Here is a 22317-nt window from a genome sequence, read left to right as displayed (position 1 = left end):
CAAACGCCGATATGATGGATAAAGGAGTAGCTATGGAACTGCAAGCCAAGACGGTCGCGCAATCGCGCACCGAGCAGATACAGATTTTGATGCCCGAGCACATCAACGGCTACAGCCGCCTCTTCGGCGGCAAGCTGATGGAATGGATCGACGTGGTCGCCGGGGTGGTGGCCCGCCGCCACTCCGGGCGGGAGGTGACCACCGCCGCGATCGACAACCTGCAGTTCAAGGCCGCGGCCCACATCAACAGCACCGTCGTGCTGATCGGGCGGATCACCTATGTCGGGCGCACCTCGATGGAGGTGCGGGTGGACGCCTTTGTCGAGGAGCTCGACGGGCGGCGCCAGATGATCAACCGCGCATACCTGGTAATGGTCGCGCTCGACGAGCACGAGCAGCCCACCCCGGTGCCCCCGCTGATCCTGGAGAGCGAGGAGGACCGCACCGAGTGGGAGGCGGGGGTGCGCCGGCGCAACCTGCGCCGGGAGCGCCGGGCCGAAAATTATTGAAGAGGAGGAGCCCGGTTTGTTTTGCTGTCCGCTCTGTCAGCGGCCCCTGTTTGTGCGGCAGCGCGCGCTGTGCTGCGCCGCGGGGCACAGCTTCGACCTGGCCGCACAGGGGTACGTGAACCTCCTGCCGCCCAACCGCGGCGGCAGCCGCGACCCGGGCGACAACGCGGGGATGATCCGCGCGCGCACCACCTTCCTTGAAAGCGGGGGCTACGCCCCGCTGCGCGAGGCGCTCTGTGAGACGATCGGCGCGCTGTGCACCTCCCCTTCCCCCGCCATCCTGGATGCGGGCTGCGGCGAGGGGTATTACATAGACGGGCTCTGCGCCTACCTGCAAGCCTTGGGCTGGGAGCCCACCCTCTACGGGATCGACCTGTCGAAACACGGGGTGCGCCACGCCGCGCGGCGCTGCCCTAAGGGGCAGTTCGCGGTGGCGAGCATCTTCGAGCTGCCCTTCTCCGGGCACTGCCTGGATCTCGTTTACAACGTCTTTTCCCCCCTCTGCCCGCAGGAGTTTCACCGGGTGCTGCGCCGGGGCGGGCACTTTGTGGCGGTCTATCCGGCGGCGCGGCATCTCTACTCCCTCAAGGAGGTGCTCTACGAGCACCCCTATGAAAACGAGGAGAAGAGCTTCGAGCTCGAGGGTTTTTCCATCACCGGGCGCCGCCGCCTTTGCTACGACTTCACCGCCGAGGGGGCGCAGGTGCTGCAAAGCCTTTTCATGATGACCCCCTATTACTATAAGACCCCCATCGAGGGCGCAAAGCGGCTGGCCGGGCTCGAACGCCTTCGCACCACGGCGGACTTCTGGCTGGTCAGCTACCGCAAGCGGGGAAAGTTATAGGAGCCCCTTCATTTCCTTATCCTTTATCACAAAATAATATAGTGAATTTGTCTAAAATTAAATTGACATTTTATGAAATTATGGATAGAATGGAAACAGGAAACCGATCACCATCGCGCACACGGACAGAAGGAGGCTTTTTACCATGCCGAAAGCAAACGACAATCCACTATTGCTGCTAGACAACGGGAACATGATGTCGGTCGTCAACGAGGGGGAGTTTAAGTGCTCCAACCTCTCCTTCCATGAGGCGAAGGCCATCATCGAAATGTATGATGAGAAGGATATTATCAAGTGCTTCACCAACAATGGGATCGAGGACATCATCTTCAATTACCTCGGGATCGCGCGCAAGGAGTACGAGTATAAGCATGTGCGCAATATGCGCCCCGGGCAGGACGCCATCGCCTTCAAGTTGTACGAGACCCCCTCCGAGACCCAGCCGGTCATCGAGGCGGGCGACGGGGTGGAGGCCAAGAAGATCAAAAACGTCTATGTCTACTGCCAATACATCGCGCGGATTAAATAAAATTAAGTAACCGGCCCCGGGCAAAAGCCCGGGGCCGGTTCTTTGCATTGGCGCGCATCTTATTCCAAGGGCACTTTTACCGCGCGCCGCGCCTTGGGCTTGCGGTAGTCGAAGAGCAGCGCACACCCGGTCCGCTCCCTCCCCGGGGAGAGCAGGTCGAAGGAGAAGACCTCCAGATGGGTGATCCGCCGCAGCACGGCGGGGTCCTCCCCCTCATAGTCCGGCAGGTACCTCCCGCGGTTATGAGGCTCCTCGTAAAAGGTCCGGATGGGGCGGTACCACTTTGTCTGGTCCCGGCCGGCGAGGCAGGCGGGCAGCTTCTTCGGTTTGCCCTCCAGACAGATATCCAGCAGGATGAACTCCCCCAGCAGCGGGCCGTCGGCCCCGCAGCGCTGCGTGCCGAAGGCGTAGAGCCAGTCGTAAAGGGTGGTGCGCGAGAGGCTCTCCCCCGTCCAGCCGCCCTCCTCGAGAAAGCGCCGCAGCGCATGAAAGGTGTCAAACGCGCCCCGGCCCTCGAGCAGGAAGCGAAGCGTATGCGCGAAGGCGCCGCTGTTGTAGTAGCTTTCGACCATCTCTTCCACCCCCTTGAGGGTAAAGAGCTCGTCCGCCGAAAGGTGATCGGTAAACAGCACCTCATAGGGCGGGCAGGCGCGGGAGACGATCCCATAGCGGGGCGCATCCCGCTCCATCCTTGAGCCGGGCAGCACCTTTAAAAACCCGAGCTGGAGCTGGTCCGGCCCCAGCGAAAAGACGGTGTCGAAGGAGCGGGCAAAGTTTTGGTAGTCCTCCAGCGGCAGCCCGGCGATCAGATCGAGGTGCAGGTGGATGTTCCCATTTTCGCGCAGCCGGGACATTACCTCGCGAAGATGCGAAAGGTCGGCGCCGCGCCGGATGGCGCGCAGGGTGTCGGGGTTCACCGACTGCACCCCGATCTCGAACTGGAAGAGCCCGGGGCGTGCCCGGCCCAGGAGCCCCAGCTCCTCCTCGCCCAGCAGCTCGGCGGTGATTTCAAAATGGAAGTTGGTAAACCCGTTGTCCCGCTCCATCAGGTAGCGCCAGATGGCCATGCAGTGCTCCCTGTCGCAGTTGAACGTGCGGTCGCAAAATTTCACCTGCCGCACCCCGGCGGCGAGGAAGCGCCCAAGCTCGGGCAGCACCAGCTCCAGGGGCTTTCGGCGCACCCGGCGCTCCAGCGAGCTCAAACAATAGGTGCAATGAAACGGGCAGCCGCGCGAGGACTCGTAGTAGACGATCTGGTGGCGCAGCGCGGCGAGGTCGGGATAGCAAAAGGGCAGCTCGCGCATCTCCATCGGCGCGCACAGCGGGGTTTCGCAGACCTCCCCCTCCCGCCGAAAGGTCAACGACGGGACCGACGAGAGGTCCCCGCCGCTCCTGAGCGCGCGCAGCAGGCGGTAGAGCGGCTCCTCCCCCTCGCCGCGCAGGATGCCGTCGGCAAATGGCAGAGACGCCAGCAGCTCCTTCGCATGGAAGGAGACCTGCGGCCCGCCGAGGTAAATCGCCGCCCGCGGGCAGAGGGTGCGCAGGTCCCGCACGAGACGGCACACCAGCTCCCAGTTCCAGATATAGCAGGAGAAGAGGTAGCAGTCCGCCCTCTCGGCATAGAGCGCGCGCAAAATCGCATCGGGGTGCTGGTTGATGGTAAATTCCATTGCGCGCACCCCGTCAATCCCCCGCTGTGCCGCATAGGCGGCCAGGCCGCGCGCGGCGAGCGCGGTGTGGATGTATTTGGCGTTAATCCCGGCGATGATTGTTTTCATCCCTATCCTTACCCCTCTCTCGGGAATTGCGTGGCTGGCTTCCATTCTACCCCACCGGAAGGCAAAAATCCAGCGGGGACGAAAAGAATGTGTTTTCTTTTGCCAGAAACTGTGATAAAATGTTTTTATACCGGTTGCTGATTGGAGGGGGACTTTTTGGCAACTCAGATAACGGCTACAAATCCAAACGCCATGCGCGAACAGATCAAAAAACAGCTGGACGCGCTGCAACGCAAAAAACGCCGCCGGCGCAAGATATTCGTCCTGCTGCTGGCGGCCGTCATCGTCTGGCTGGTGATGACCTATGTCGTCGGGCTGGTGTTCGTTTCCGGCAATTCGATGTATCCGACCCTGAGCGACGGGGACCTGGCGCTCATCCTGCGCCTCTATAAGACCCCGCAGGCGGGGGACATTGTCTTCTTTCGCCCCGGCGAGGGCGAGGCGCCCGTCTTCAAGCGGGTGATCGCCACCGGCGGACAGACGGTGGACATTAATTTTAGGCGGGGCACGGTCCTGGTCGACGGCGAGCAGCTCGACGAGCCATACATCAGCACCGGGACCAAGCAGAAGTACGACGTCGAATTCCCGCTCGAGGTGCCGCCGGGGCAGATGTTCGTCCTGGGCGACAACCGCGAGATATCGCTCGACAGCCGGCACAGCTCGGTGGGCATGCCGGACGATTCCGCCCTGATGGGCAAGGTGATTTTCCTATTTCGTATGGGAGTGAAGTGACCATGAAGGCTTTTAAGGAAGCGGGTCAAACGTTGGCCTTTCTTTCTGTCGGCCCGCTCGGGGAGCGCCGCGCATATATGGACCTGTTGCTGCTCGCCGACCCCTGCGTGGAGATGGTGGAGCGCTATCTCGGCCGCGGGGTCATGCTCGCCGCAATGGAAAATGGGCAGGCTGTGGGCGTAATTGTCGCGGTGCCCGAGGCGGCGGAATGCTGGGAGATCAAAAACCTTGCGGTGCGCGAGGACATGCACCGCAGGGGCTTTGGCCGGGCGCTGATCGCCGCCTGCGAGCGGGAATGTCAAAAGCGCGGCGCCTCCCGTATGACGGTGGGCACGGCGGACACCAGCCACGGGAACCTGGACTTTTATGAAAAATGCGGCTACCGCCGGGAGCGGGTGCTCAAGAACTTTTTCACCGACAATTACCCCGAGCCGGTCTACGACGAGGGCGAGCAATGCGTGGACATGATCTATCTCGGCAAAACCTTATGAATCGACGGTCCCCGCCGGGGAAGCCCGGTGGGGACCGGTTTTTATCTTTATCTGGAAACGGAGTAGTACAATGGAAAAACAAATCTGGAAGCCCGGCACCCTGCTCTCTCCGGTGCCGCCCGCCATCGTCACCTGCGGGTCGATGGAGCGCCCGAACCTGCTCACCGTGGCCTGGACGGGGATCGTCAACTCCAATCCGCCCATGACCTACGTCTCGATCCGGCCCGAGCGGTACTCCTACGGGCTGATCAAGGAGAGCGGGGAGTTCGCCATCAACCTGACCACCGGCGCGCTGGTGCGCGCGGCGGACTTCTGCGGGGTGCGCTCGGGGAAGGACCTGGACAAGTTTGAAGCCGTCCATCTCCATCCGCAAAAGGCGGAGAAAATCTCCGCCCCCCTGCTCGCGGAGAGCCCCTTGAGCCTCGAGTGCCGGGTTGTAAAGGCGCTGCCGCTCGGCTCGCACGAGATGTTTTTGGCCGAGATCGTGGCGGTGCAGGTGGATGCCTCTCTGGTGGATGAAAACGGCAGGCTCAACCTCGGCAAATGTAACCTCGCCGCCTACGCCCACGGGGAATATTTCGCGCTGGGCAAGCGGATCGGCACCTTCGGCTTCTCGGTCAAGAAGCGCCGCCGGAGCCCGCCCTCCCGGAAAAAGCAGGCGAAATAACAACGGCCCGGCATTCTGCCGGGCCGCTTTGTTCTTACCGTATCAACCACTTACACCTCGATCGTGCGCACATGCGCGGCATCTGAAAAGAGGTTCATGATGTCCGCGACGTCGTACGCTTCGGGGAACTTGGCGGTGAATTCCATGTCGATCGCCCCGCTCTTGTGCCTTTTCGCCTTGACACCCAGCACCTGAATGCCGTGCTCGCGCAGGATTTCCCGCAGCGCGTCGACCGTCTCCACCGAGGAGTCGTCCAGCTCGATGTAGATCTGCTCGGCCACCGGGATCTTCATCCAGCGCAGGTCCTTGTGCAGCAGCACCTGCACCAGGATGATCAGCAATGTGGAGGCGATCCCGATGACGTACATCCCGCCGCCGATCGCCATCCCGACGCCCACCGTCGCCCATATCCCCGCCGCGGTGGTCAGCCCGCTGACCCCCTGCCGGCGCACAAAAATCATCCCGGCTCCCAGGAAGCCGACGCCGGTGACGATGCCCGCGGCCACACGGGAGGGGTCGAGATTTATGCTGTCGTAGATCACCACGTCGTAAAAACCGTACTTTGAAATGAGCATCATCAGCGCCGAAGCGAGGGACACGATCAGGTGGGTGCGTATCCCCGCCTCCTTGAGCCGGTTCTTGCGCTCGAAGCCGATCAGCGCGCCGCAGACGGCGGCTATCACCAGGCGAAGCAGGTACTCCAGTTGGGTCAGGATCAGTGCGACGGTTTCGCTGTCCATTTTGTCAGCCTCCAAAATTTACAATAGGATCAGTATACCATTTTTCTTCGTTTGAGACAAATCGCTGCATTCCAAACGGCGCGGGGCCCCGTTTTGCATAAAACCCTGCAGCTGTCATTTTTTTGCCCGGATGATCACCGTACCGCGGTTTTCGTAGAGCGCCTCCGCCTTCTGAAAGCCCGCGTTTTTCAGAAGTGTCAGCTGGTGCTCCAGGGTCAGCGGGATGTCGATGTGGACAAACTGCCCGGGCGGGATGCCAAATTTCTGCCGCCGGTATTCGTACCCTTCCAGGCAGAGCCGCTTCTCCTCGTCGCAGCAGGCGACATAGTCGCATTCCAGATAGCACCCTCCCCGCTTGATCGCGCGGCAGAGCTTTTCGTAGAGCGCCTGCTTTTTGTCCGGCTTAAAGTGGTGCAGCGTCTCAAAGGAGAGGGCCGCACCGAAACGCTCCTCCCCCAATGGATATGCAAAATAATCCGCCTGAATGAGCGTGATCCGGCGGCCGGGATACTTTTCCCGGAGCTTCCCCAGCATGGTGCCCGACAAATCGATTCCGGTGACCTCGATTTGGTCGAAGCGGCGGAACACCGAAGCGAGCTCCAGCCCGGTGCCGCAGCCGATGTCCAGCAGGCTCCGGGGGTCCCCCGGAAAATAGTCGGCGATGTGCTCGTATTCCTTTGCCCAGCGCCCGAGGTGTCTGTCCTCGTAAATGCCGATCCTGTTGTGAAAAAAATCCGCCATCTCCTCGGGCGCCTCGTCCCGCACCGAGCTTAGCCACTCCCGAAGCTCCTTTAGATAGGCTTCCTGCTCCTGTGGCGTTCTGACTTTACTTTCCAGCATAGGCCGCTCCTTTTATAAATGTCGTTGTATTCTCCATTATAATACAAAAAGCCGGGATGGGCAAAAGAAGCGCCAAAACCATATGGTTTTGACGCTTCTTTTTTGTCAGCCGTTAAAAAATTCCGCGGTACCGATTTTCTTGATGTTCACCTTGATCCGCTCGATCGAGGCGAGCAGGTGGCTCGGGCTGTCGTCGGTAGCCAGGTATTGCAGCTCGGCGGTCAGCGAGGTGATCTCGTCGAGCTGCGGATGGCGGATGAAGCGCAGCAGGCGCTCCTCCCTATCCTCCCACTGCTCGCCGTATAGGCGGCACATTTCAGAGAGCTCATCCGGGCCCGCCTCCCCCGAAAGGGCGGCCTGCTCAATCCTGTCAAGCTGGGCGGTCATCTCCTCGGCCGCGGTGCTGTACTGGTGCAGCGAAAAGGTACAGACTCCCAGGATTGCCGCCAAGAGCGCCAGGGAAATATAAAAGCGTCCCATCAGGCCACCTTCTCCTTCTTAATGATGTGGTAGTTCGCCTGCCGGTTGCAGGTCATTAAAAAAATGTCCTCGAGCCGCACCTTCTGATCCCCCAGGGTCTTTTCCAGCCACTCATGGCGCAGGTTGCAGTAGCGCAGCGCCTCCTCGATGAGCTGCCCGTCCGAGATCATTACCACCGGCGGGGCGCTCTCCTGCCCGTCACTCGGCAGGTTCAGCATTTCGGCGGTGACATTGCGGGCCTCGAACTTTTGATAGACCGACACCTTTCCGGTGGTCTCCACGATGGCGAAGGCCACGTCCGCGATGTCAAAGACGTTGTTCTGGCGCAGCTGCTCCATCAAATCGTCGATCGAAAAGCGCAGGTCGCGCAGCTGGCGCTGGTCGATCACCCCGTCGCGGATCACGATCTTGGGCGACCCGGAGAGAATCTTGCGCGCACGCTTACTCTTGAGCGCCACCGTGGACATGATCACCTCGCAGCTGACCAAGGTCAAAATCGGCAGGATGCCGGTCAGCAGCGGGATGTCAACGTCCTCGATGGGCAGGGTCGCGATGTTTGAGATCAGGATGGTCACCACAAATTCCGAGGGCTGCAGCTCGCCGAGCTGGCGCTTGCCCATCAGGCGCAGCCCGACGATGATCAGCGCATAGAGGATGATGGTTTTGAAAAAGATTGTAAACATCCGGCCTTACACTCCAATCCGTTTTGTACGTTTAACTTCCATTAGTATTGTTTTTCCCACCATAAATATACCCGCCAAAGCTGGTAATAATAGCGTTAGCTGTGCCCGCTTATGTTGATAGGAGGCGATTCGTTTGTTTTCATTTTTAAAGAAAAAGGTGCGCCAGGAAAAACGCCGGGAATACCAGCCGCCGAGCCCCGTGCCGGGTGAGAATGAACGGCTTGTGGCCTCGCTGTCCGACAACATGATCAAAATACGGGGGCTGTGCGGCAATTCCTCCGATTTGACCGACCGGCGCATCGCGGTGGGCGGGGTCGAGATGGCGGTGCTCATCAGCGAGGGGATGGTGAGCCTCGCGACCTTTTCCGAGATCATGGCCGAGCCGCTGATGAACTCAGGCCTCGGGCCGGACAGCACCCCGCAGGAGGTGCTGCAGTTTACCCGCACCCTCTCGCTGCTCGGGATGGACCAGAAGGAATTTTATACCTATGCGGAGCTCTTCACCTTCCTCGACTCGGGCTTCGCGGTCCTGCTCATCGAGGGCGAGGCGCTCGGCGTCGCCTGCGGCATGCAGGGCTTTTCCTTCCGTTCGATCTCCGAGCCGTCGAGCGAGGTGAACGTGCGCGGCAGCCGGGAGGGGTTCGTTGAGCCCATGCGGATCAACATGACCATGATCCGCCGGCGGATCAAATCCCCGGCGCTGCGCTTTGAGATCATGTCCTGCGGAGTGCGCTCCAAGACCGACATCTGCCTGGTCTACATGTCCGACACCGTCTCGGGCTCCCTGCTCGACAAGGTGCGTGGGCGGCTGCGCAGCGCCAAGCTGGACGTGGTGCTCGAATCGGGCTACCTCGAACCCTTTTTGGAGGAGGGGCCGCTCTCCCTCTTCCCCGGCGTGGGCACCACCGAGCGCCCGGACACCCTGGTGGCCAAAATCTGCGAAGGGCGGGTGGCGGTGCTGGTGGACGGCACCCCCTTCGCGCTGATCACCCCTTACCTCTTTAACGAAAACTTCCAGAGCATCGACGACTATACCCACCGTCCCTATTACGCCACCTTCATCCGCTTCCTCAAATATGCGGCGTTCTTTCTGACCATCCTGCTGCCCGGGGCCTATGTCGCGCTGGCCACCTTCGACCCCGAGCTCTTCCCGAACGCCCTGCTCTTCAACATCGCCACCAGCGAGGAGAGCACCCCCTTCCCATTGATGTTCGAGGCGCTGATCATCCACTTCATCTATGAGCTGATGCGCGAGGCCGGGCTTCGCCTGCCCCGCCCCATCGGGCATGCGGTGAGCATCGTCGGCGCGCTGGTCATCGGGGATGCGGCGGTGACGGCGGGCCTCATCGGCGCGCCGATGGTGATGGTGGTCGCCGTCACCGCGATCAGCTCGTTCGTCATCCCCACCCTTTACCAGTCGATCACCGTGCTGCGTTTCGCCTTCATCCTCATCGGGGGGACGCTGGGTGTGTTCGGGATCACCCTGGGGCTGACGGCAATGCTCTGCAACCTCTGCGCCAAGCGCCCGATGGGGATCCCCGAGACCGCCCCCGCCTCCCCCTTCTCGGCCTATCCCATGCGCGACATCTTCACCCGGGTGAGCTGGCGTACCCTCGGCCAGCAGCAGCTCCAGGTGCAGGACCTGCCAGGCAGCGAGGTCGACGATTCAAGGCAATAAAGAAAGGAGTCCTGGCTTTTGCCCCAGATCACAGTTTCACAATTTTTCATCATGCTCTTCCTCTGCCGCTCCTTTTCCTTTTTCACCATCGTGCCCGGACTGCGCGAGTCGGCGAGCGGGTCGGCGGGGCTCGCGAGCCTGGTCCTCTTTGTCGTATTCAGCGTGCTCATCATGCTGCCGAGCTTTCTGATCCTGCGACGCCAGAAGGGGGTCGGGCTGATCGAATTCGCCTACCAGCGCTCCCAGGGCGCGGGCTTTGCCTGCGCCACCCTCTTTGCGCTGCTGGCGCTGAGCGTCGCCATCGACAACGTGGTCCATTTTGCCGTGTTCATCACCTCGGCCGTCTATCCCAACGACTCCAACGTGATCTTTGTGGTGCTGTTCACCCTGGTAGCGCTCTACATGGTCTATCTGGGACTGGAATCCACCGCCCGTTTTTCGGGGCTGGCGCTGATCCTGCTGCTGGGCTCGCTGGTGATGATCGTCCTCTCCCTGGCCCGGGAGTTTGACACCGTTGGGCTGATCTCCCCCTTCATCAATGGGATCAGGCCGGTGGTGCAGGGCGGGGCGGTCACCGTCAACGAATCCAGCGAGCTCATGCTGGTCCTGCTCTTCATCCCCTACCTCAAGGGGAACGTCAAAAAGGGGTTTTTGTGGTGGGTGCTGGGGGTGTTCGCATTGCTGGAGGGGATGATCTTCGTCACCCTGTGCACCGTTGGGCAATACGCCGTCACCCAGTCCTATCCGCTCTACGCGGTGGCCAAGATGGCGCGGCTGTTCTACTTCCAGCGCATGGATGCGGTCCATATGGTCATCTGGACGATGATCGGGCTGATCAAGAGCGCGCTCTACCTCTTTATCGCGCAGCGCTGCCTGTGCTTCCTCTTCGGCGCCAAGCGCAAAAACACCATCCTGCTCGCCCTGGGTGGGATCACCATCCTCTGCTCCCTGCTGCTGGCGCACTACTTCACCGCCTACCAGGCGCTGTATAACTTCACCCTCACCGGCATCCCGCTCTATGTGGCGGTCCTCCTGGTGCCGGTGCTGCTGATCCTCATCCCGGGGCGGCGCAGGAAGGAGGATAAGGCATGAAACGTTTGTCTTTGCTGATTGCCCTTGTGCTGTCCCTTTCCTTGCCGCTTTGCGGCTGCATGGAGACCATCCGCCTCAAGGACCGGGCCATCGTGCAGGCCGTCGGGGTGGACTATGAGGACCAAAAATTCCAGCTCACCTTCCAATACTTCGTACCCAGCGGCAGCGGCGGGCAGACCGCCTTCGACGCATCCGAGCTCAACAACAACATCATCCGCAGCGAGGGCGACACCATCACCGAGGCGGTGAGCGAGGCCACCCGCAAGGAGGGCAAGCAGATCTTCTTCGGCTCGAACAAGATCATCGTCATCGGAAAGGCGATGGCCGAGGAAAACCTCAAAAAAGCGGTGGACTACTTTAACGCCAACCATCAGCTCCATCCGAGCGTCTACCTGATGATCGCCGAGGAGTCGGCCTCGAAGATCGTCACCGCGCAGATCAGCCGGGGGATCGTCCCGGCCTCGGCCATCGAGCAGGTGGCCGACAACGCGATGAACCACCGCCACATGAACGGCGGGCGGATGGTGGACGTGGTGTCCAAGCTGGAAACCGGCCACGACTCGGTGGACGTGCCGATGGTAAAGCTCAGCCAGCAGAGCGGGAAGCCCGAGGTGGAGATCGACGGCGGAGCGCTCATCAAAAAGGACAAGATGGTGGACACCCTCACCGAGCAGGAGATCCAGGGGATCATCTGGTTTTTGGGCAAAATGGAGGACGCGACCATGACCGTCTCCCTGCCCGAAAAGGGCAGCGCCGCGCTGGAGATACTGGAGTGCTCCTCGCGCATGAAGCCCCGCCTTGAGGAGGGCAGGCTGGTTTTTGATGTGAAGATCCGCTGCGACAGCGCGCTGCGCGAGCTGATCTCGGACGAGGGCGGAGACATCACTCAGGAGATCGTTCCCCTGGTGCAGCAGATGCAGGAACGCAAAATCCGGCAGCTGATCAATCTCGCACTGAACAAAACCCTGCGCGGGCACGGCGCGGATATTTTGCGCCTCACCGACCACGTCAAGAAGTATCTTCCAAACTATTACAACGAACACCGCGACAATCTTGAAGCCATGTTCGAAAATTCGGGGTTTAATTTTGAAATTGTATGTAATATTAGCAGAATGGGGCTTGAAGCATCCGGAAATTAGGGTTAAAATAAGGATGGTACAATTTTCCTGAAAATAATACAAATTCTAGTATTTTATGCCTTTAATTTTCCTTCCGGGAGCAAGAAAATTTTGCGGCTTGGAAATATCCCGTGCCGGGAGGCACGCGGAATTTCTATCTAAAAGCAAAAGGATTTGCCTATCATATTATCGCCCGACCCGTGGGAAATTAAGTTTGGATTGTCTGGTGCAATCCAAATCAAAATGTTTGCCGGATGGCATCCGTCTGTTTCAGGCGGGCGGGAAAGGCGGTTATTCCAATGAGAAGGTTCTACAAGGCGGTGGCAGGCGTGCTGTCCATCTGTGTGATGGGCGTGCTGTCTCTCGCCATATACGTCGGGAACACGCTTCCAGACCAGTTCTACGTCGCACAGGGCGAACAGCTCAAAATCCATTATCCGTTTGAGCTGCACCCCGAGGCGCAGAACACCATGCTGCCGATCGAATCCTACGACACGGCGGGCAACACCTACGCGCTCAACCTGCGGATGTTCGGCGGGGTGAGCGTCAAGCAGGTGCAGGTGCAGGTGGTGGACCGCAAGATGGTGGTCCCCTGCGGGATTCCCTTCGGGATCAAAATGTTTACCGAAGGGGTGATTGTGGTCGGCATGTCGGACGTCGACACCGACGCCGGGCTGCTCAATCCGGCCAAGGCGTGCGGGATCCAGATCGGCGACATCGTGATGAGCATAAACGGCACCAAGGTCTCCTCCAACGAGCAGGTCGGCGAAATCGTGCAAAAGAGCGGCGGCGTGCCGCTGAGCGTACAGCTCAAGCGCGGGGATGAGGTCTTTAATCTAAAGCTGAGCCCCATCCTTTCCAGCATAGACGGCCAATATAAGGCCGGGATCTGGGTGCGCGACTCCTCGGCGGGGATCGGCACCATGACCTACTACGACCCCAAATCCGGCTGCTACGCGGGGCTGGGGCACGCGGTATGCGACATCGACACCCAGATGGTCATGCCGCTGTATTCCGGCGAGATCGTGCGCGCCAACATCAGCGGCGTCTCGCTCGGGCACGCGGGCGCGCCCGGCGAGCTCAAGGGGATGTTTGTGGACAACCGGGCGATGGGCACGCTGGACGTGAACAACGAGACCGGCGTATTTGGAAAGCTCTATTCCTCTTATCCCTACAACCAGCCGGTGGAGATGGCCCATTCCTATGAGGTCGAACGTGGACCGGCCAGCATTTTGTGCACCGTTTCGGGCGAAACGCCGGAAATCTATTCGGTGAATATCGACCGCCTCAACGGCGCCAGCGAAACCGACACCAAGAATATGGTTATTTCGATTACCGATCCTAAATTACTTGCCAAAACCGGCGGAATCGTACAGGGCATGAGCGGAAGCCCGATCCTGCAAAATGGCAAGCTGGTCGGCGCGGTAACCCACGTTTTTGTCAACGATCCGACAAAAGGTTACGGGATCTTCGTCGAGAATATGGACCATACCATGAAGGGTGTCGCAGTGGAAGAAGCAAGGGCTTCGTGATATATTACAAAATTTTCCAGAAATGTTTGAATAACTATATAATGTATATTTTACGACAGCCACTTGCAATTACTACCAATATATGGTAAACTACGGTCATCAGGGAATGTAAGAAAATTCCAATTAGACAATCGGAGGTAACATCATGAATTCCAAAATCAAGGTTCTCATCGGCGACGACTCCAACAAAGATTTCTGCGCACAGCTCGCATCGATCCTGCGCCACTACGGGGTGAGCATAGTCGCCTGCCCCAAGGACGGCAAGCGGGTGGTCGAGATGATCAAAACACAGCATCCAACCGTGGTGCTGATGGATGCCTTCATGCACAATCTGGACGCGATCGGGGTGATGAAGGAGATCGCCTCGAGCGACCTGCCCGACGCGCCCCTCTTCATGACGATGTCCACCTGCGACAACAAGGTGCTCCAGCGGGAGCTGACCGCCACCGGTTCGGTCTATCATTTCCTGCAGCCGTTCGACGTGGAGGTGATGGCGGAACGCATCGTCCAGATGGCGGGCAACGAGCATCCGATGGACCTCACCAGCAAGAGCGGGAACCGTGAGGTGGACCTCGAGGTGATGGTCACCGAGATCATCCACCAGATCGGCGTGCCCGCCCACATCAAGGGCTATCACTACCTGCGGGATGCGATCATCATGTGTGTGCAGACCCCGGAAATCATCAATTCGGTGACCAAGCAGCTCTATCCCAACGTGGCCAAGCTGCACGACACCACCTCCTCGCGCGTGGAGCGCGCCATCCGGCATGCGATCGAAGTGGCCTGGGACCGCGGCGACGTGGACACCCTCAACAGCTACTTTGGTTATACCATCCACAACCAGAGAGGTAAGCCCACCAACAGCGAATTTATCGCCATGATTGCGGATAAGCTCCGCCTGCGGCTCAAGGTCGCCAACTAAGCCTTCGAGATTGTCTATCCGGGCGGGCAGCATACGCTGTCCGCCCTTGTTTTTATTGCCGGAACGCCGGCCACAAAAATTTTAAAAAGGAGGGAAACGAATGCTCACCTACCGCTTGGCATCCCCCGCGGACGCCCCGCAGCTCGCGCGGCTGCGCTGGCTCCACGAGTGGGAGCAGGATTCAAATCAGCCGATGGCAGAAGCACAGTTTCTCCCGCTGTGCGGGGCTTTTCTGGCAAAAGCCTTGGAAGAAAAATCCTATTTTTGCTTTTTGGCCGAGGAGGAAGGGAAAATCATCTCGAACGTCTGGGTCTGCCGGGTACCGAAGATACCGAGCCCCCGCGAGGCGCAAGGACAGATCGGCTACGTCACCAACGTACATACCCTGCGGCAGTACCGCAGCCGCGGGATCGGCAGCGCGCTGATGGAACGGGTAAAAGCCTTTGCAAAAGAAAACGGATATGAGCTGCTCTTTGTCTGGCCGAGCGGGCGGGCCGTCCCCTTTTATGAGCGGCAGGGCTTTCGCGCCGAAAATGAAATGATGGAATGTCCTCTCGCCTGCGAATGATTGCATCTCTTCTGCTTTTGGTTTATGATAAAACCAAACGGAGGCGGACAATATGATAAAGAACACCTGGTGCATCTACTTCAGCCCCTCGGGAACGACCAAAAAAACCGTCAATCAAATCGCGGCCGGGATTCAAAAAGAGTGGCGGGAATGCGACCTGCTGGCCCAGCGCGAGCCTATGCCGGAGCTCGGTCCGGACGATCTGCTGATCGCCGGGGCGCCGGTCTTCGCCGGGCGGATTCCCTCCCCCTGCGCCGAGCGGCTGCGCGGCGTCCGCGGCGACAAAACGCCCGCGATCATCGCGGCGGTCTACGGCAACCGGGACTATGACGACGCGCTGCTCGAGCTGCAGGAGCTGCTGGAAGGACAGGGCTTCCGGGTGATCGCGGCGGCCGCCGCGATCGCGCAGCACTCCATCTTCCCCGACGTCGCCGCCGGGCGGCCGGACGAGGAGGATCTGCGGCAGCTTCAGAATTTTGCCGGTAAGTGCGCAAAGCTGTTGGAGAGCCTGCCGCAGCCGGGCAGGCCCAGCGTCAAGGGGCACGCCCCTTACCGCGCGCCCGCTCCGGTCCCGCTGAAGCCCTCGGCGGACCGCTCCTGCACCCGCTGCGGGGCCTGCGCTAAAATTTGCCCCACCGGGGCGATCGACCCCAGGTACCCCCAGGAAACCGACAAGGAGCGGTGCATCTCCTGCACCGCCTGTATCGCGGCCTGCCCGCAGCATGCCCGCGCCTTTCGCGGGCCGGCTTACAAGATTGCCAAGGCGGGCTTCGTCAAAAAGTTTTCCGCCAGAAAAGAGCCCGAATTTTTCCTTCTTTAGGCGCTAAAAGCCCCGCCCCGGCAAACGCCGGGGCGGGGCTTTTCTAATTTTGATTTATCCCTTGACCGCGCCCGAGGTCAGGCCCGCGATGATGTACTTCTGGAAGATGAGCGCCAGCAGCACCGGGGGCAAGCTCGCAATTACGCCGGAGGTGCAGGTCAGGATGTAATCCGCGCCGTACTTGCTGGAAAACTCGGTGATCAGCACCGGCAGGGTCTTGGCCGCCAGCGAGGTGAAGTTGAGCGCGTAGAAAAACTCGTTCCAGGAGATGATGAAGGCGAAGATGGTGGTGGCCGCCAGCCCTGTCGAGGCGACCGGCAGCACGATCAGGAAGAAGGAGCGCAGCCGCCCGCAGCCGTCGATCATCGCCGACTCCTCCAGCTCGGTGGGGATCCCGTCGATGTAGCCCTTCATGATCCAGATGACGAAGGGGAGCACGAAGGAGAGATAGACCACCGTCAGCGCCCAGATGTTGTCCAGCAGCTTCGCGCGCAGCATGATCATGTACAGCGGGATGATGATCGCGATCGGCGGGATCATCTGGGTAAAGAGGATGGCCATGAAGGTCTGTTGCTTGAAGCGGAAGCGGAAACGCGAGAAGGCGTAGGAGGCGAGGATCCCCACCGCCATCGAGACGGCGGTCACGCAGACAGTGACGATCGCACTGTTTTTCATCGCGTACATGAACTGCGAGGCCGCGTCGGTGGTGGAGTTCGAGGTCCCCAGCAGCATATCCTTGTAGTTTTGCAGCGTCGGGTGCCGGGGGATAAACTTGAGCGGCACCTCCATCAGGTCCACCTTGGTGGAGATGCTCGAAATCACCATCCACAGATAGGGCGCCAGGACATAAACGACGATCAGCAGCACCAGCGCATAGAGCCCGGTGCGCTTAAGGACGTGTTTGAGTTTTTTGTTCATCTTGCTCCCTCCTCTAATCTTCCTTGCTGGCGAACACCTTGATATAGATGAATGTCAGCACGAAGCAGACCATCGACAGCATGTAGGACATGGCCGAGCCGTAGCCGAACTTGAGGAACTTAAAGGTGTTCTTGTGAATGAAGAAGGTCATCAGCTCGGTGCCCGAGGCGGGGCCCCCGCCGGTGAGGATGAAGACCAGATCGAAGGTCTGCAGCGCCCAGATGGTCTTGGTGATGGCCAGAATCAGCACCACCGGCTTGATCAGCGGCAGGGTGATGGTACGGAAGGTGTGAAAGACGTTCGAGCCGTCCACCCTGGCCGCCTCGTAGATGTCCGGGGAAATATTGGCCAGCGCCGCGATGGTCAGCAGCACGACGTAGGGGGTCTCCTTCCAGATGTTGGCGAAGAGCATGCAGTTGAGCGCGCTCAACGGGGTGCCCAGCCAGACCTGGTAGCTGTCGATCAGCCCCAGCTTCAGGAGCAGGGCGTTGAAGACGCCGTAGTTGGCGTTGAAAATCCACTTCCACATGACCGCGTTGACCACCGTGGGCAGGGCCCAGGGCAGGATCATGATCCCGCGCACAAAGCCGCGGCCCTTGAATTTCTGGTTGAGCACCAGCGCGATCCCGACCCCCATGAAGATTTCGGTGAAGACGGTGATTACCGTAAAGTAGACCGTCAGCGAGATCGATTTGAGGTAATAGGTGTCCTGGAACATTTCGATGTAATTTTTGAGCCCCACGAACTGGTAGGTATTGCTGGAGAAGTTGATCTCGTGGAAGCTCAGATAGATCGAATAGAGGATCGGCAGGATCAGCACGCCCAGGATGATCAAAATGCTTGGCGCAATCAGAAGCTGGGGCAGATGCCTATCCAGGAACGGGCGGCCGTCATGCCGCTGCCCGCCTTGGTTTTTGCTCATACTTCATCACATATCCTTTCACAGCGGGACAGCCGCCACCGCTTTTAAAATTTCATAGAAGGGTTTGCCCTTTGGACACCGGCAATCGCTGCGGCTGATGCCTTGCTCCGCCGGTTTCCCCATGGAACCCCTTCCGTTCGCAAATCGGCTCCGCAGGCCCACAGGGCCTGCTCACCGCCAGTTTGCTCTGAAGGTGTCCCTACGGCAGGCAAAGCCCGCCTGCGGGACAAACTTGATAGCCAGTGCGGCGCGGGCATTTACCCGCGCCGCCGGCAATCCACAGCCCCTACGCCTGGGGCTGGATCTTCTTGCACTGCTCTTCCATCTCCTCGAGCCCGTCGTCCACCGAGACCTGGCCGAGCAGGATCTTCTGGGACTCCACCAGCACGACGTTGGCAAACTCGTCGTACCAAAGCAGGCTCGGCAGGCCCTTGGAGTTGGCCGCCTGCTTGCCGAAGCCGGACCAGTGCGGGTACTTCGCCAGCAGGTCGGGGTCGTTAAAGAGCTCGCTCCAGATCGGCAGCGCGCCGATCTCCTCGGCCTTGCGCTTGTCGAACTCCTTGGAGGACATGTATTTAATGTAATCCCAGGCCGCGTCGTAGTTCTTGCTCGCCTTGGGGATGGCCATCGCTTCCGGCAGGGTCAGGACCGCCTGGGTCTGCCCGTCGCCCGAGACCGAGTAATCGGCCACGGCGATCTCGCCGACCACCTTGGAGGTGCTCTCGTCGTTCGAGGACTGATAGATTCCCGGCCACGCCTGCACGCAGAAGGCGGTGTCGCCCATGTTGAAGATATTGGCGACCGTCTCATAGTCGGAGGTCATCGAGCCCGGGTCGACGATCTTGTCGGTGTTGAGCCCGTTCGCCACGAACTCGTAGGCCGCCTTGACCCCGGGGTCGGTGGTGATGGTGAGGTTGCCCTCGCTGTCAAAGAAGTCGCCCCCGAAGGAGTAGACCACGAAGAACATCTCGTTGACACAGGATTGCGCCTGCATATAGGAATCCGAGTAACCGAACTTGGTCAGCCCCTTCTCCTGCATGACCTTGGTCTGCTCCTTCAGCTCCTCCCAGGTCTTGGGGGGCTCGCTGAAGCCGGCCTGCTCGAGTTTGGCCTTATTGTACATAAAGAAGCGGGTATCGTTGTTCCAGGTGATCCCGTAGAGCTTGCCGTCGTAGGAGAACTTGTCGATCAGCCCGGGCAGCATGCCGGTCTTCATCTCGTCGGTGACATAGTCGTCCAGCGGGATGATCCAGTTGTTGGTGACGAATTTCGGCACCCAGGAGTTGTCGAACTCGATCACATCGTAGGAACCGCCGCCCGCCGCCATCTCGGTGGTGATCCGGTCGGCCACGTTCTCCCAGCTCATGTTGATCAGCTCGACCTGGTTGCCCGACTCGCTTTCATAGCCTCGGGTTTCCTTCTCCATGAAGCCGATGTTGTCCATTTCATGCTTGGGCATGAGCACCGTAATCTTGCTCGCCCCTTCGGACGAAGCTTCTGGCGCCGCTTCGCCGCCGGCCTCGGAAGCGGGGGTCTTGGGTTCGCCGCTCGCGGCGGGCGTCCCGCTCTTGCTCGAGCAGGCCGTCAGGGAGCTGGCCGAAGCCAGCATGCAGGCCGCCAACAGTATGGAAAGTATCCTTTTTTTCATCTTGCTCGTTCCTCCCTTTATTTCGGTTGCATATAAAGCCGGGCGGGGTGCCGCGATCTGTCTGCCGCCGCTTTGCGTGATTTTATTGTAGCACCGGCTTTCATAAAAAAGCTATCTCCCGTTTCGGTTTTCGTTCCCAAAATCCAGCATTTTCCCATCGCCCAAATCGGCACTCCATCGTCAATATTTTGTTTCGGCGGTCCACCAAACCGCATGACGGCGGGCTTTTCGCCCGTTGGGGCGGAGGATGGGCCTTTTTAGAGAAGTGCGCAAATACAATCGTTGTGTTATACTGTACTTGTGCAAATGGCAGAGTAGAGGGGGCAAAGCGTTGGAAAAATTCGTACCGAACCGCCGCAGCGTCATCTTTAAATGGCTCCTGTCCTATATCTCAATTTTGATCGTGCCGCTGCTGGTGAGCGGGCTGGTCTATATGGGCTACTCCCGCGCGCTGCGCAGCGAGATCAACGATGTCAACGCGGCGCTCCTGCGCCAGGTCAAGAGCGATGTGGATGCGCGCCTGTCCGACACCGAGACCCTCTCGGTGCAGATCGGCTGGAATCCGCGGCTCAAGTCCCTGATCGCCGACCGTTCGGAAAACTATCCGGCCGACGCTTATAACCTGATCATGCGGGACTTCAAGGTCTACCGGATGTCGAACAGCTTCATCGAAAATTTTTACATCCTGCTCAAGGATAAAAACGCCGCGCTCTCCAACGTCACCGTGCTGCGCGACGATTTGTACGAGCAGATGATCGACCGCTACCGTCTGCTCTCAAACGGCGAGCCGCTGCGCCCGCTGTTGTGGAACAAGCACGCCAGCGAGTTCATCACCCTGCAGGAGGAGAGCCGTCCCGGTGAGGAGCGCACCGTGGTGGCGCTGCTGCAATCCCTGCCGCTGGACAGCTCGGTGGACGTGAACGCCACCTTGCTGATCCTGCTCAACAACTCCCAGCTCACCGACACCATCCGCAACATCCAGTGGATCGACCGCAGCGTCGTGCTGCTGCTGGACGAGAACGACAACATCCTCGCCTCCAGCGAGCCGTATACCCTGCCCACTGAATTGCGCTACTCCAATCTGGACGAGCAGAACGACCTGTACACCTACACCGACGAAAGCGGCCGGGCGTACACCGTCGCGCACACCACCTCGGACGTGATCGGCTGGAAGTACGTCTCGATCACCCCCAACGAGGTCTTCTTCGAGAAGTCCAACGACATCAGGCGGATCACCTATATCACCATCCTGTGCAGCCTGCTGCTGGGGCTGGTGATGTCCCTGTTCTTCGTCAAGAGCAACTACCTGCCGGTGCGCAAGCTCGTGGGGGTGCTCGCCGACAAGGCGGGAATCCCGTTCGATCAGCGGCACAACGAGTTCGGCTTCATCGAGGACGCGCTCTCCTCCACCCTGGGCGACAAGCAGAAGGTGGACCGGGTGCTGGATAAACAGCTGCAGCACCTGCGCCAGAGCTTCCTCGGCAGGCTCTTAAAGGGGCGGGTGGACCCCTCGATGAGCGTGCAGGAGGCGCTCTCGCTTTACGATCTGCACTTCTCCTCGGACGATTTCGCGGTGATGGTCTTCTACATCAAGGAGATCGAGGGCAAGGCCCTGGGCGGTATGGACCGCGAAAAGCAGTTCCAGCTGGCCCGCTACATCATCCGCAACGTGTTCGAGGAGCTGATCGGCCGTAAGCACTTCGGATTGATGACCGAGGTGGACGATTTGCAGGCGGCGCTGTGCAACCTCTCGCCCGGCGCTGCCGACCCCGAGGGGGACCTCGCCGACGCGGCGCGGGAGGGCCTGCAATTCTTGCAGGAAAACTTCGGGATCCACATCAGCGTCACCCAGAGCACCGTCATGCACTCCCTGGAAGAGATCCCGGCGGCCTATACCGAGGCGTATACCGCGACCGAATACAACATCCTGATGGGCCGGGCCGACCTGACCTCCTACCGGGACATCGAGCTCGGGCTCAAGGAGGGCAACCAAACCTACTATTACTACTACCCGCTGCAGGTCGAGGTCCAGCTGACCAACTTCATCAAGTCCGGCGACTACAACAACGCCAAAAAGATTTTAAACGAGCTGTTCGAGATCAACTTTAAGCAGTTTTCCCTCCCGAGCATGATCACCAAGTGCTTCATGTTCAACCTCACCAGCACCATCATGAAGACCATCTATGAGATCACCGCCCCCGACCACAACGACCTCAGCGAGCTCGGCGCGGTCGAGCGGCTGCTGGGCTGCCAATCGGTGACCGAGATGGACATGGAGCTCAACAAAATCCTCATCCGGCTGTGCGAGTACACCCGAGAAAAGAACGAGGCGAGCGATTTGATCCGGCGCGCCGTGCAGTATATCCAAAAGCACTACAGCGACGAGGCGCTTAGCATCACCCAGATCGCCGAGCAGCTCAGCCTGTCCCCCTCCTATCTCTCCAAGCGCTTCAAGGAGGTGCACGGCCTCGGGCTGCTCGACTACATCAACAAGACGAGGATCGAGGCGGCCAAGGTCCTGCTCACCGGCACCGAGCGCACCATCCAGGAGATCGCCGAGTCCTGCGGCTTCACGGGGAGCAACACCTTCATCCGCACCTTCAAAAAATACGAGGGGATCACTCCCGGGAAGTACCGCGAGGTCTCGTCCTCCCCCCAGGAATAAGCGGAAGCGTTACCATTGTTTTTTCGGATTTTGCGAATTTTCGTTTTCCCCGCCTCGATGGCGGGGAATTTTTTTGCCCGGGTCCGCTCTAAAATTTCCTTCATCTGCTTATCCGGCTCTCAAAACAGGAATACTAATCAA

General features: G+C 59.6%; 22 protein-coding genes. 14 read left to right on the top strand and 8 right to left on the bottom strand.

What is annotated here, in order from left to right; genetic code table 11:
• Positions 1 to 32: 32 nt before the first annotated feature.
• The 3 genes from B5477_RS06100 (at position 33) to B5477_RS06090 (ending at position 1882) form a co-directional block, all read left to right on the top strand.
• On the top strand, positions 33 to 509 hold the full coding sequence (locus B5477_RS06100; protein WP_242942134.1) for an acyl-CoA thioesterase: 477 nt from the start codon (positions 33 to 35) through the stop codon (positions 507 to 509).
• A gap of 16 nt (positions 510 to 525) precedes the next feature.
• The gene (locus B5477_RS06095; RefSeq protein WP_079698875.1) at positions 526 to 1353 is read left to right on the top strand and encodes a putative RNA methyltransferase; all 828 of its coding nucleotides are present in this window, start codon (positions 526 to 528) and stop codon (positions 1351 to 1353) included.
• Between the two features lie 145 nt (positions 1354 to 1498).
• The gene (locus B5477_RS06090; protein WP_079698874.1) at positions 1499 to 1882 is read left to right on the top strand and encodes a hypothetical protein; all 384 of its coding nucleotides are present in this window, start codon (positions 1499 to 1501) and stop codon (positions 1880 to 1882) included.
• A 59-nt stretch (positions 1883 to 1941) separates the two neighbouring features.
• On the opposite strand, the gene B5477_RS06085 is transcribed toward B5477_RS06090, so the two are convergent.
• Positions 1942 to 3660 (bottom strand): B12-binding domain-containing radical SAM protein, encoded by a 1719-nt coding sequence (locus tag B5477_RS06085; protein WP_159448951.1) that lies wholly within the window; start codon positions 3658 to 3660, stop codon positions 1942 to 1944.
• 156 nt (positions 3661 to 3816) lie between these two features.
• Between B5477_RS06085 and lepB the strand changes: the two genes are divergently transcribed.
• From lepB to B5477_RS06070, 3 genes are all read left to right on the top strand, one after another.
• Positions 3817 to 4392 (top strand): signal peptidase I, encoded by a 576-nt coding sequence (gene lepB, locus B5477_RS06080; RefSeq protein WP_143533553.1) that lies wholly within the window; start codon positions 3817 to 3819, stop codon positions 4390 to 4392.
• 2 nt (positions 4393 to 4394) lie between these two features.
• Positions 4395 to 4883, top strand: coding sequence for a GNAT family N-acetyltransferase (locus B5477_RS06075; RefSeq protein ID WP_079698871.1), 489 nt, complete (start codon positions 4395 to 4397; stop codon positions 4881 to 4883).
• 70 nt (positions 4884 to 4953) lie between these two features.
• Positions 4954 to 5550 (top strand): flavin reductase family protein, encoded by a 597-nt coding sequence (locus tag B5477_RS06070; protein ID WP_079698870.1) that lies wholly within the window; start codon positions 4954 to 4956, stop codon positions 5548 to 5550.
• 50 nt (positions 5551 to 5600) lie between these two features.
• Here B5477_RS06070 and B5477_RS06065 read toward each other — a convergent pair whose 3' ends face one another.
• From B5477_RS06065 to B5477_RS06050, 4 genes are all read right to left on the bottom strand, one after another.
• On the bottom strand, positions 5601 to 6290 hold the full coding sequence (locus B5477_RS06065) for an MgtC/SapB family protein (protein WP_079698869.1): 690 nt from the start codon (positions 6288 to 6290) through the stop codon (positions 5601 to 5603).
• Between the two features lie 114 nt (positions 6291 to 6404).
• Positions 6405 to 7130: a class I SAM-dependent methyltransferase gene (locus tag B5477_RS06060; RefSeq protein ID WP_079698868.1), complete on the bottom strand. Its 726-nt coding sequence runs from the start codon at positions 7128 to 7130 to the stop codon at positions 6405 to 6407.
• A gap of 105 nt (positions 7131 to 7235) precedes the next feature.
• Positions 7236 to 7610, bottom strand: coding sequence for a DUF4363 family protein (locus B5477_RS06055; RefSeq protein WP_079698867.1), 375 nt, complete (start codon positions 7608 to 7610; stop codon positions 7236 to 7238).
• Positions 7610 to 8293: a DUF421 domain-containing protein gene (locus B5477_RS06050; protein WP_242942133.1), complete on the bottom strand. Its 684-nt coding sequence runs from the start codon at positions 8291 to 8293 to the stop codon at positions 7610 to 7612. Before B5477_RS06050 ends, B5477_RS06055 begins: the two co-directional genes overlap by 1 nt.
• A gap of 133 nt (positions 8294 to 8426) precedes the next feature.
• Between B5477_RS06050 and B5477_RS06045 the strand changes: the two genes are divergently transcribed.
• From B5477_RS06045 to B5477_RS06015, 7 genes are all read left to right on the top strand, one after another.
• The gene (locus B5477_RS06045) at positions 8427 to 9971 is read left to right on the top strand and encodes a spore germination protein (RefSeq protein WP_242942132.1); all 1545 of its coding nucleotides are present in this window, start codon (positions 8427 to 8429) and stop codon (positions 9969 to 9971) included.
• 18 nt (positions 9972 to 9989) lie between these two features.
• Entirely contained in the window at positions 9990 to 11063 is a 1074-nt protein-coding gene (locus B5477_RS06040; protein WP_079698865.1) for a GerAB/ArcD/ProY family transporter, read from the top strand.
• Positions 11060 to 12202 (top strand): Ger(x)C family spore germination protein, encoded by a 1143-nt coding sequence (locus tag B5477_RS06035; protein WP_079698864.1) that lies wholly within the window; start codon positions 11060 to 11062, stop codon positions 12200 to 12202. Before B5477_RS06040 ends, B5477_RS06035 begins: the two co-directional genes overlap by 4 nt.
• A gap of 278 nt (positions 12203 to 12480) precedes the next feature.
• Positions 12481 to 13713, top strand: coding sequence for a SpoIVB peptidase (spoIVB, locus tag B5477_RS06030; RefSeq protein WP_159448950.1), 1233 nt, complete (start codon positions 12481 to 12483; stop codon positions 13711 to 13713).
• 145 nt (positions 13714 to 13858) lie between these two features.
• Complete coding sequence (gene spo0A / locus B5477_RS06025; protein ID WP_079698862.1) at positions 13859 to 14635, top strand: sporulation transcription factor Spo0A; 777 nt, start codon at positions 13859 to 13861, stop codon at positions 14633 to 14635.
• A gap of 100 nt (positions 14636 to 14735) precedes the next feature.
• Positions 14736 to 15203 (top strand): GNAT family N-acetyltransferase, encoded by a 468-nt coding sequence (locus B5477_RS06020; RefSeq protein ID WP_079698861.1) that lies wholly within the window; start codon positions 14736 to 14738, stop codon positions 15201 to 15203.
• Positions 15204 to 15255: 52 nt separating this feature from the next.
• Complete coding sequence (locus tag B5477_RS06015; RefSeq protein WP_079698860.1) at positions 15256 to 16023, top strand: 4Fe-4S binding protein; 768 nt, start codon at positions 15256 to 15258, stop codon at positions 16021 to 16023.
• A 54-nt stretch (positions 16024 to 16077) separates the two neighbouring features.
• On the opposite strand, the gene B5477_RS06010 is transcribed toward B5477_RS06015, so the two are convergent.
• The 3 genes from B5477_RS06010 to B5477_RS06000 form a co-directional block, all read right to left on the bottom strand.
• The gene (locus B5477_RS06010) at positions 16078 to 16941 is read right to left on the bottom strand and encodes a carbohydrate ABC transporter permease (protein ID WP_079698859.1); all 864 of its coding nucleotides are present in this window, start codon (positions 16939 to 16941) and stop codon (positions 16078 to 16080) included.
• A gap of 13 nt (positions 16942 to 16954) precedes the next feature.
• Positions 16955 to 17863 carry a carbohydrate ABC transporter permease gene (locus B5477_RS06005; protein WP_079698858.1) on the bottom strand — a complete coding sequence of 303 codons (909 nt, stop codon included), beginning with the start codon at positions 17861 to 17863 and terminating at the stop codon, positions 16955 to 16957.
• A gap of 286 nt (positions 17864 to 18149) precedes the next feature.
• Positions 18150 to 19511, bottom strand: coding sequence for an ABC transporter substrate-binding protein (locus B5477_RS06000; RefSeq protein ID WP_079698857.1), 1362 nt, complete (start codon positions 19509 to 19511; stop codon positions 18150 to 18152).
• A gap of 331 nt (positions 19512 to 19842) precedes the next feature.
• Here B5477_RS06000 and B5477_RS05995 point away from each other — a divergent pair, with 331 nt between their 5' ends.
• Positions 19843 to 22176 carry an AraC family transcriptional regulator gene (locus tag B5477_RS05995; RefSeq protein WP_079698856.1) on the top strand — a complete coding sequence of 778 codons (2334 nt, stop codon included), beginning with the start codon at positions 19843 to 19845 and terminating at the stop codon, positions 22174 to 22176.
• Positions 22177 to 22317: the final 141 nt, after the last annotated feature.

The organism is Provencibacterium massiliense, assembly GCF_900169495.1.
GTDB classification, from domain to species: domain Bacteria; phylum Bacillota; class Clostridia; order Oscillospirales; family Ruminococcaceae; genus Harryflintia; species Harryflintia acetispora.
Note: the sequence above shows the minus strand (reverse complement) of the source record. Positions and strands in the feature narration are given on the sequence as shown.

Excerpts from the sequence above, each read along its gene's own strand:
- B5477_RS06065 (WP_079698869.1), bottom strand. The coding sequence starts at position 6,290 with ATGGACAGCGAAACCGTCGCACTGATCCTGACCCAACTGGAGTACCTG.
- B5477_RS06010 (WP_079698859.1), bottom strand. The coding sequence starts at position 16,941 with ATGAACAAAAAACTCAAACACGTCCTTAAGCGCACCGGGCTCTATGCG.
- spo0A (WP_079698862.1), top strand. The coding sequence starts at position 13,859 with ATGAATTCCAAAATCAAGGTTCTCATCGGCGACGACTCCAACAAAGAT.
- B5477_RS06020 (WP_079698861.1), top strand. The coding sequence starts at position 14,736 with ATGCTCACCTACCGCTTGGCATCCCCCGCGGACGCCCCGCAGCTCGCG.
- B5477_RS06070 (WP_079698870.1), top strand. The coding sequence starts at position 4,954 with ATGGAAAAACAAATCTGGAAGCCCGGCACCCTGCTCTCTCCGGTGCCG.
- B5477_RS06085 (WP_159448951.1), bottom strand. The coding sequence starts at position 3,660 with ATGAAAACAATCATCGCCGGGATTAACGCCAAATACATCCACACCGCG.
- B5477_RS06090 (WP_079698874.1), top strand. The coding sequence starts at position 1,499 with ATGCCGAAAGCAAACGACAATCCACTATTGCTGCTAGACAACGGGAAC.
- B5477_RS06055 (WP_079698867.1), bottom strand. The coding sequence starts at position 7,610 with ATGGGACGCTTTTATATTTCCCTGGCGCTCTTGGCGGCAATCCTGGGA.
- B5477_RS06005 (WP_079698858.1), bottom strand. The coding sequence starts at position 17,863 with ATGAGCAAAAACCAAGGCGGGCAGCGGCATGACGGCCGCCCGTTCCTG.
- B5477_RS06035 (WP_079698864.1), top strand. The coding sequence starts at position 11,060 with ATGAAACGTTTGTCTTTGCTGATTGCCCTTGTGCTGTCCCTTTCCTTG.
- B5477_RS06015 (WP_079698860.1), top strand. The coding sequence starts at position 15,256 with ATGATAAAGAACACCTGGTGCATCTACTTCAGCCCCTCGGGAACGACC.
- B5477_RS06075 (WP_079698871.1), top strand. The coding sequence starts at position 4,395 with ATGAAGGCTTTTAAGGAAGCGGGTCAAACGTTGGCCTTTCTTTCTGTC.
- B5477_RS06050 (WP_242942133.1), bottom strand. The coding sequence starts at position 8,293 with ATGTTTACAATCTTTTTCAAAACCATCATCCTCTATGCGCTGATCATC.
- B5477_RS06000 (WP_079698857.1), bottom strand. The coding sequence starts at position 19,511 with ATGAAAAAAAGGATACTTTCCATACTGTTGGCGGCCTGCATGCTGGCT.
- B5477_RS06100 (WP_242942134.1), top strand. The coding sequence starts at position 33 with ATGGAACTGCAAGCCAAGACGGTCGCGCAATCGCGCACCGAGCAGATA.
- B5477_RS06060 (WP_079698868.1), bottom strand. The coding sequence starts at position 7,130 with ATGCTGGAAAGTAAAGTCAGAACGCCACAGGAGCAGGAAGCCTATCTA.
- spoIVB (WP_159448950.1), top strand. The coding sequence starts at position 12,481 with ATGAGAAGGTTCTACAAGGCGGTGGCAGGCGTGCTGTCCATCTGTGTG.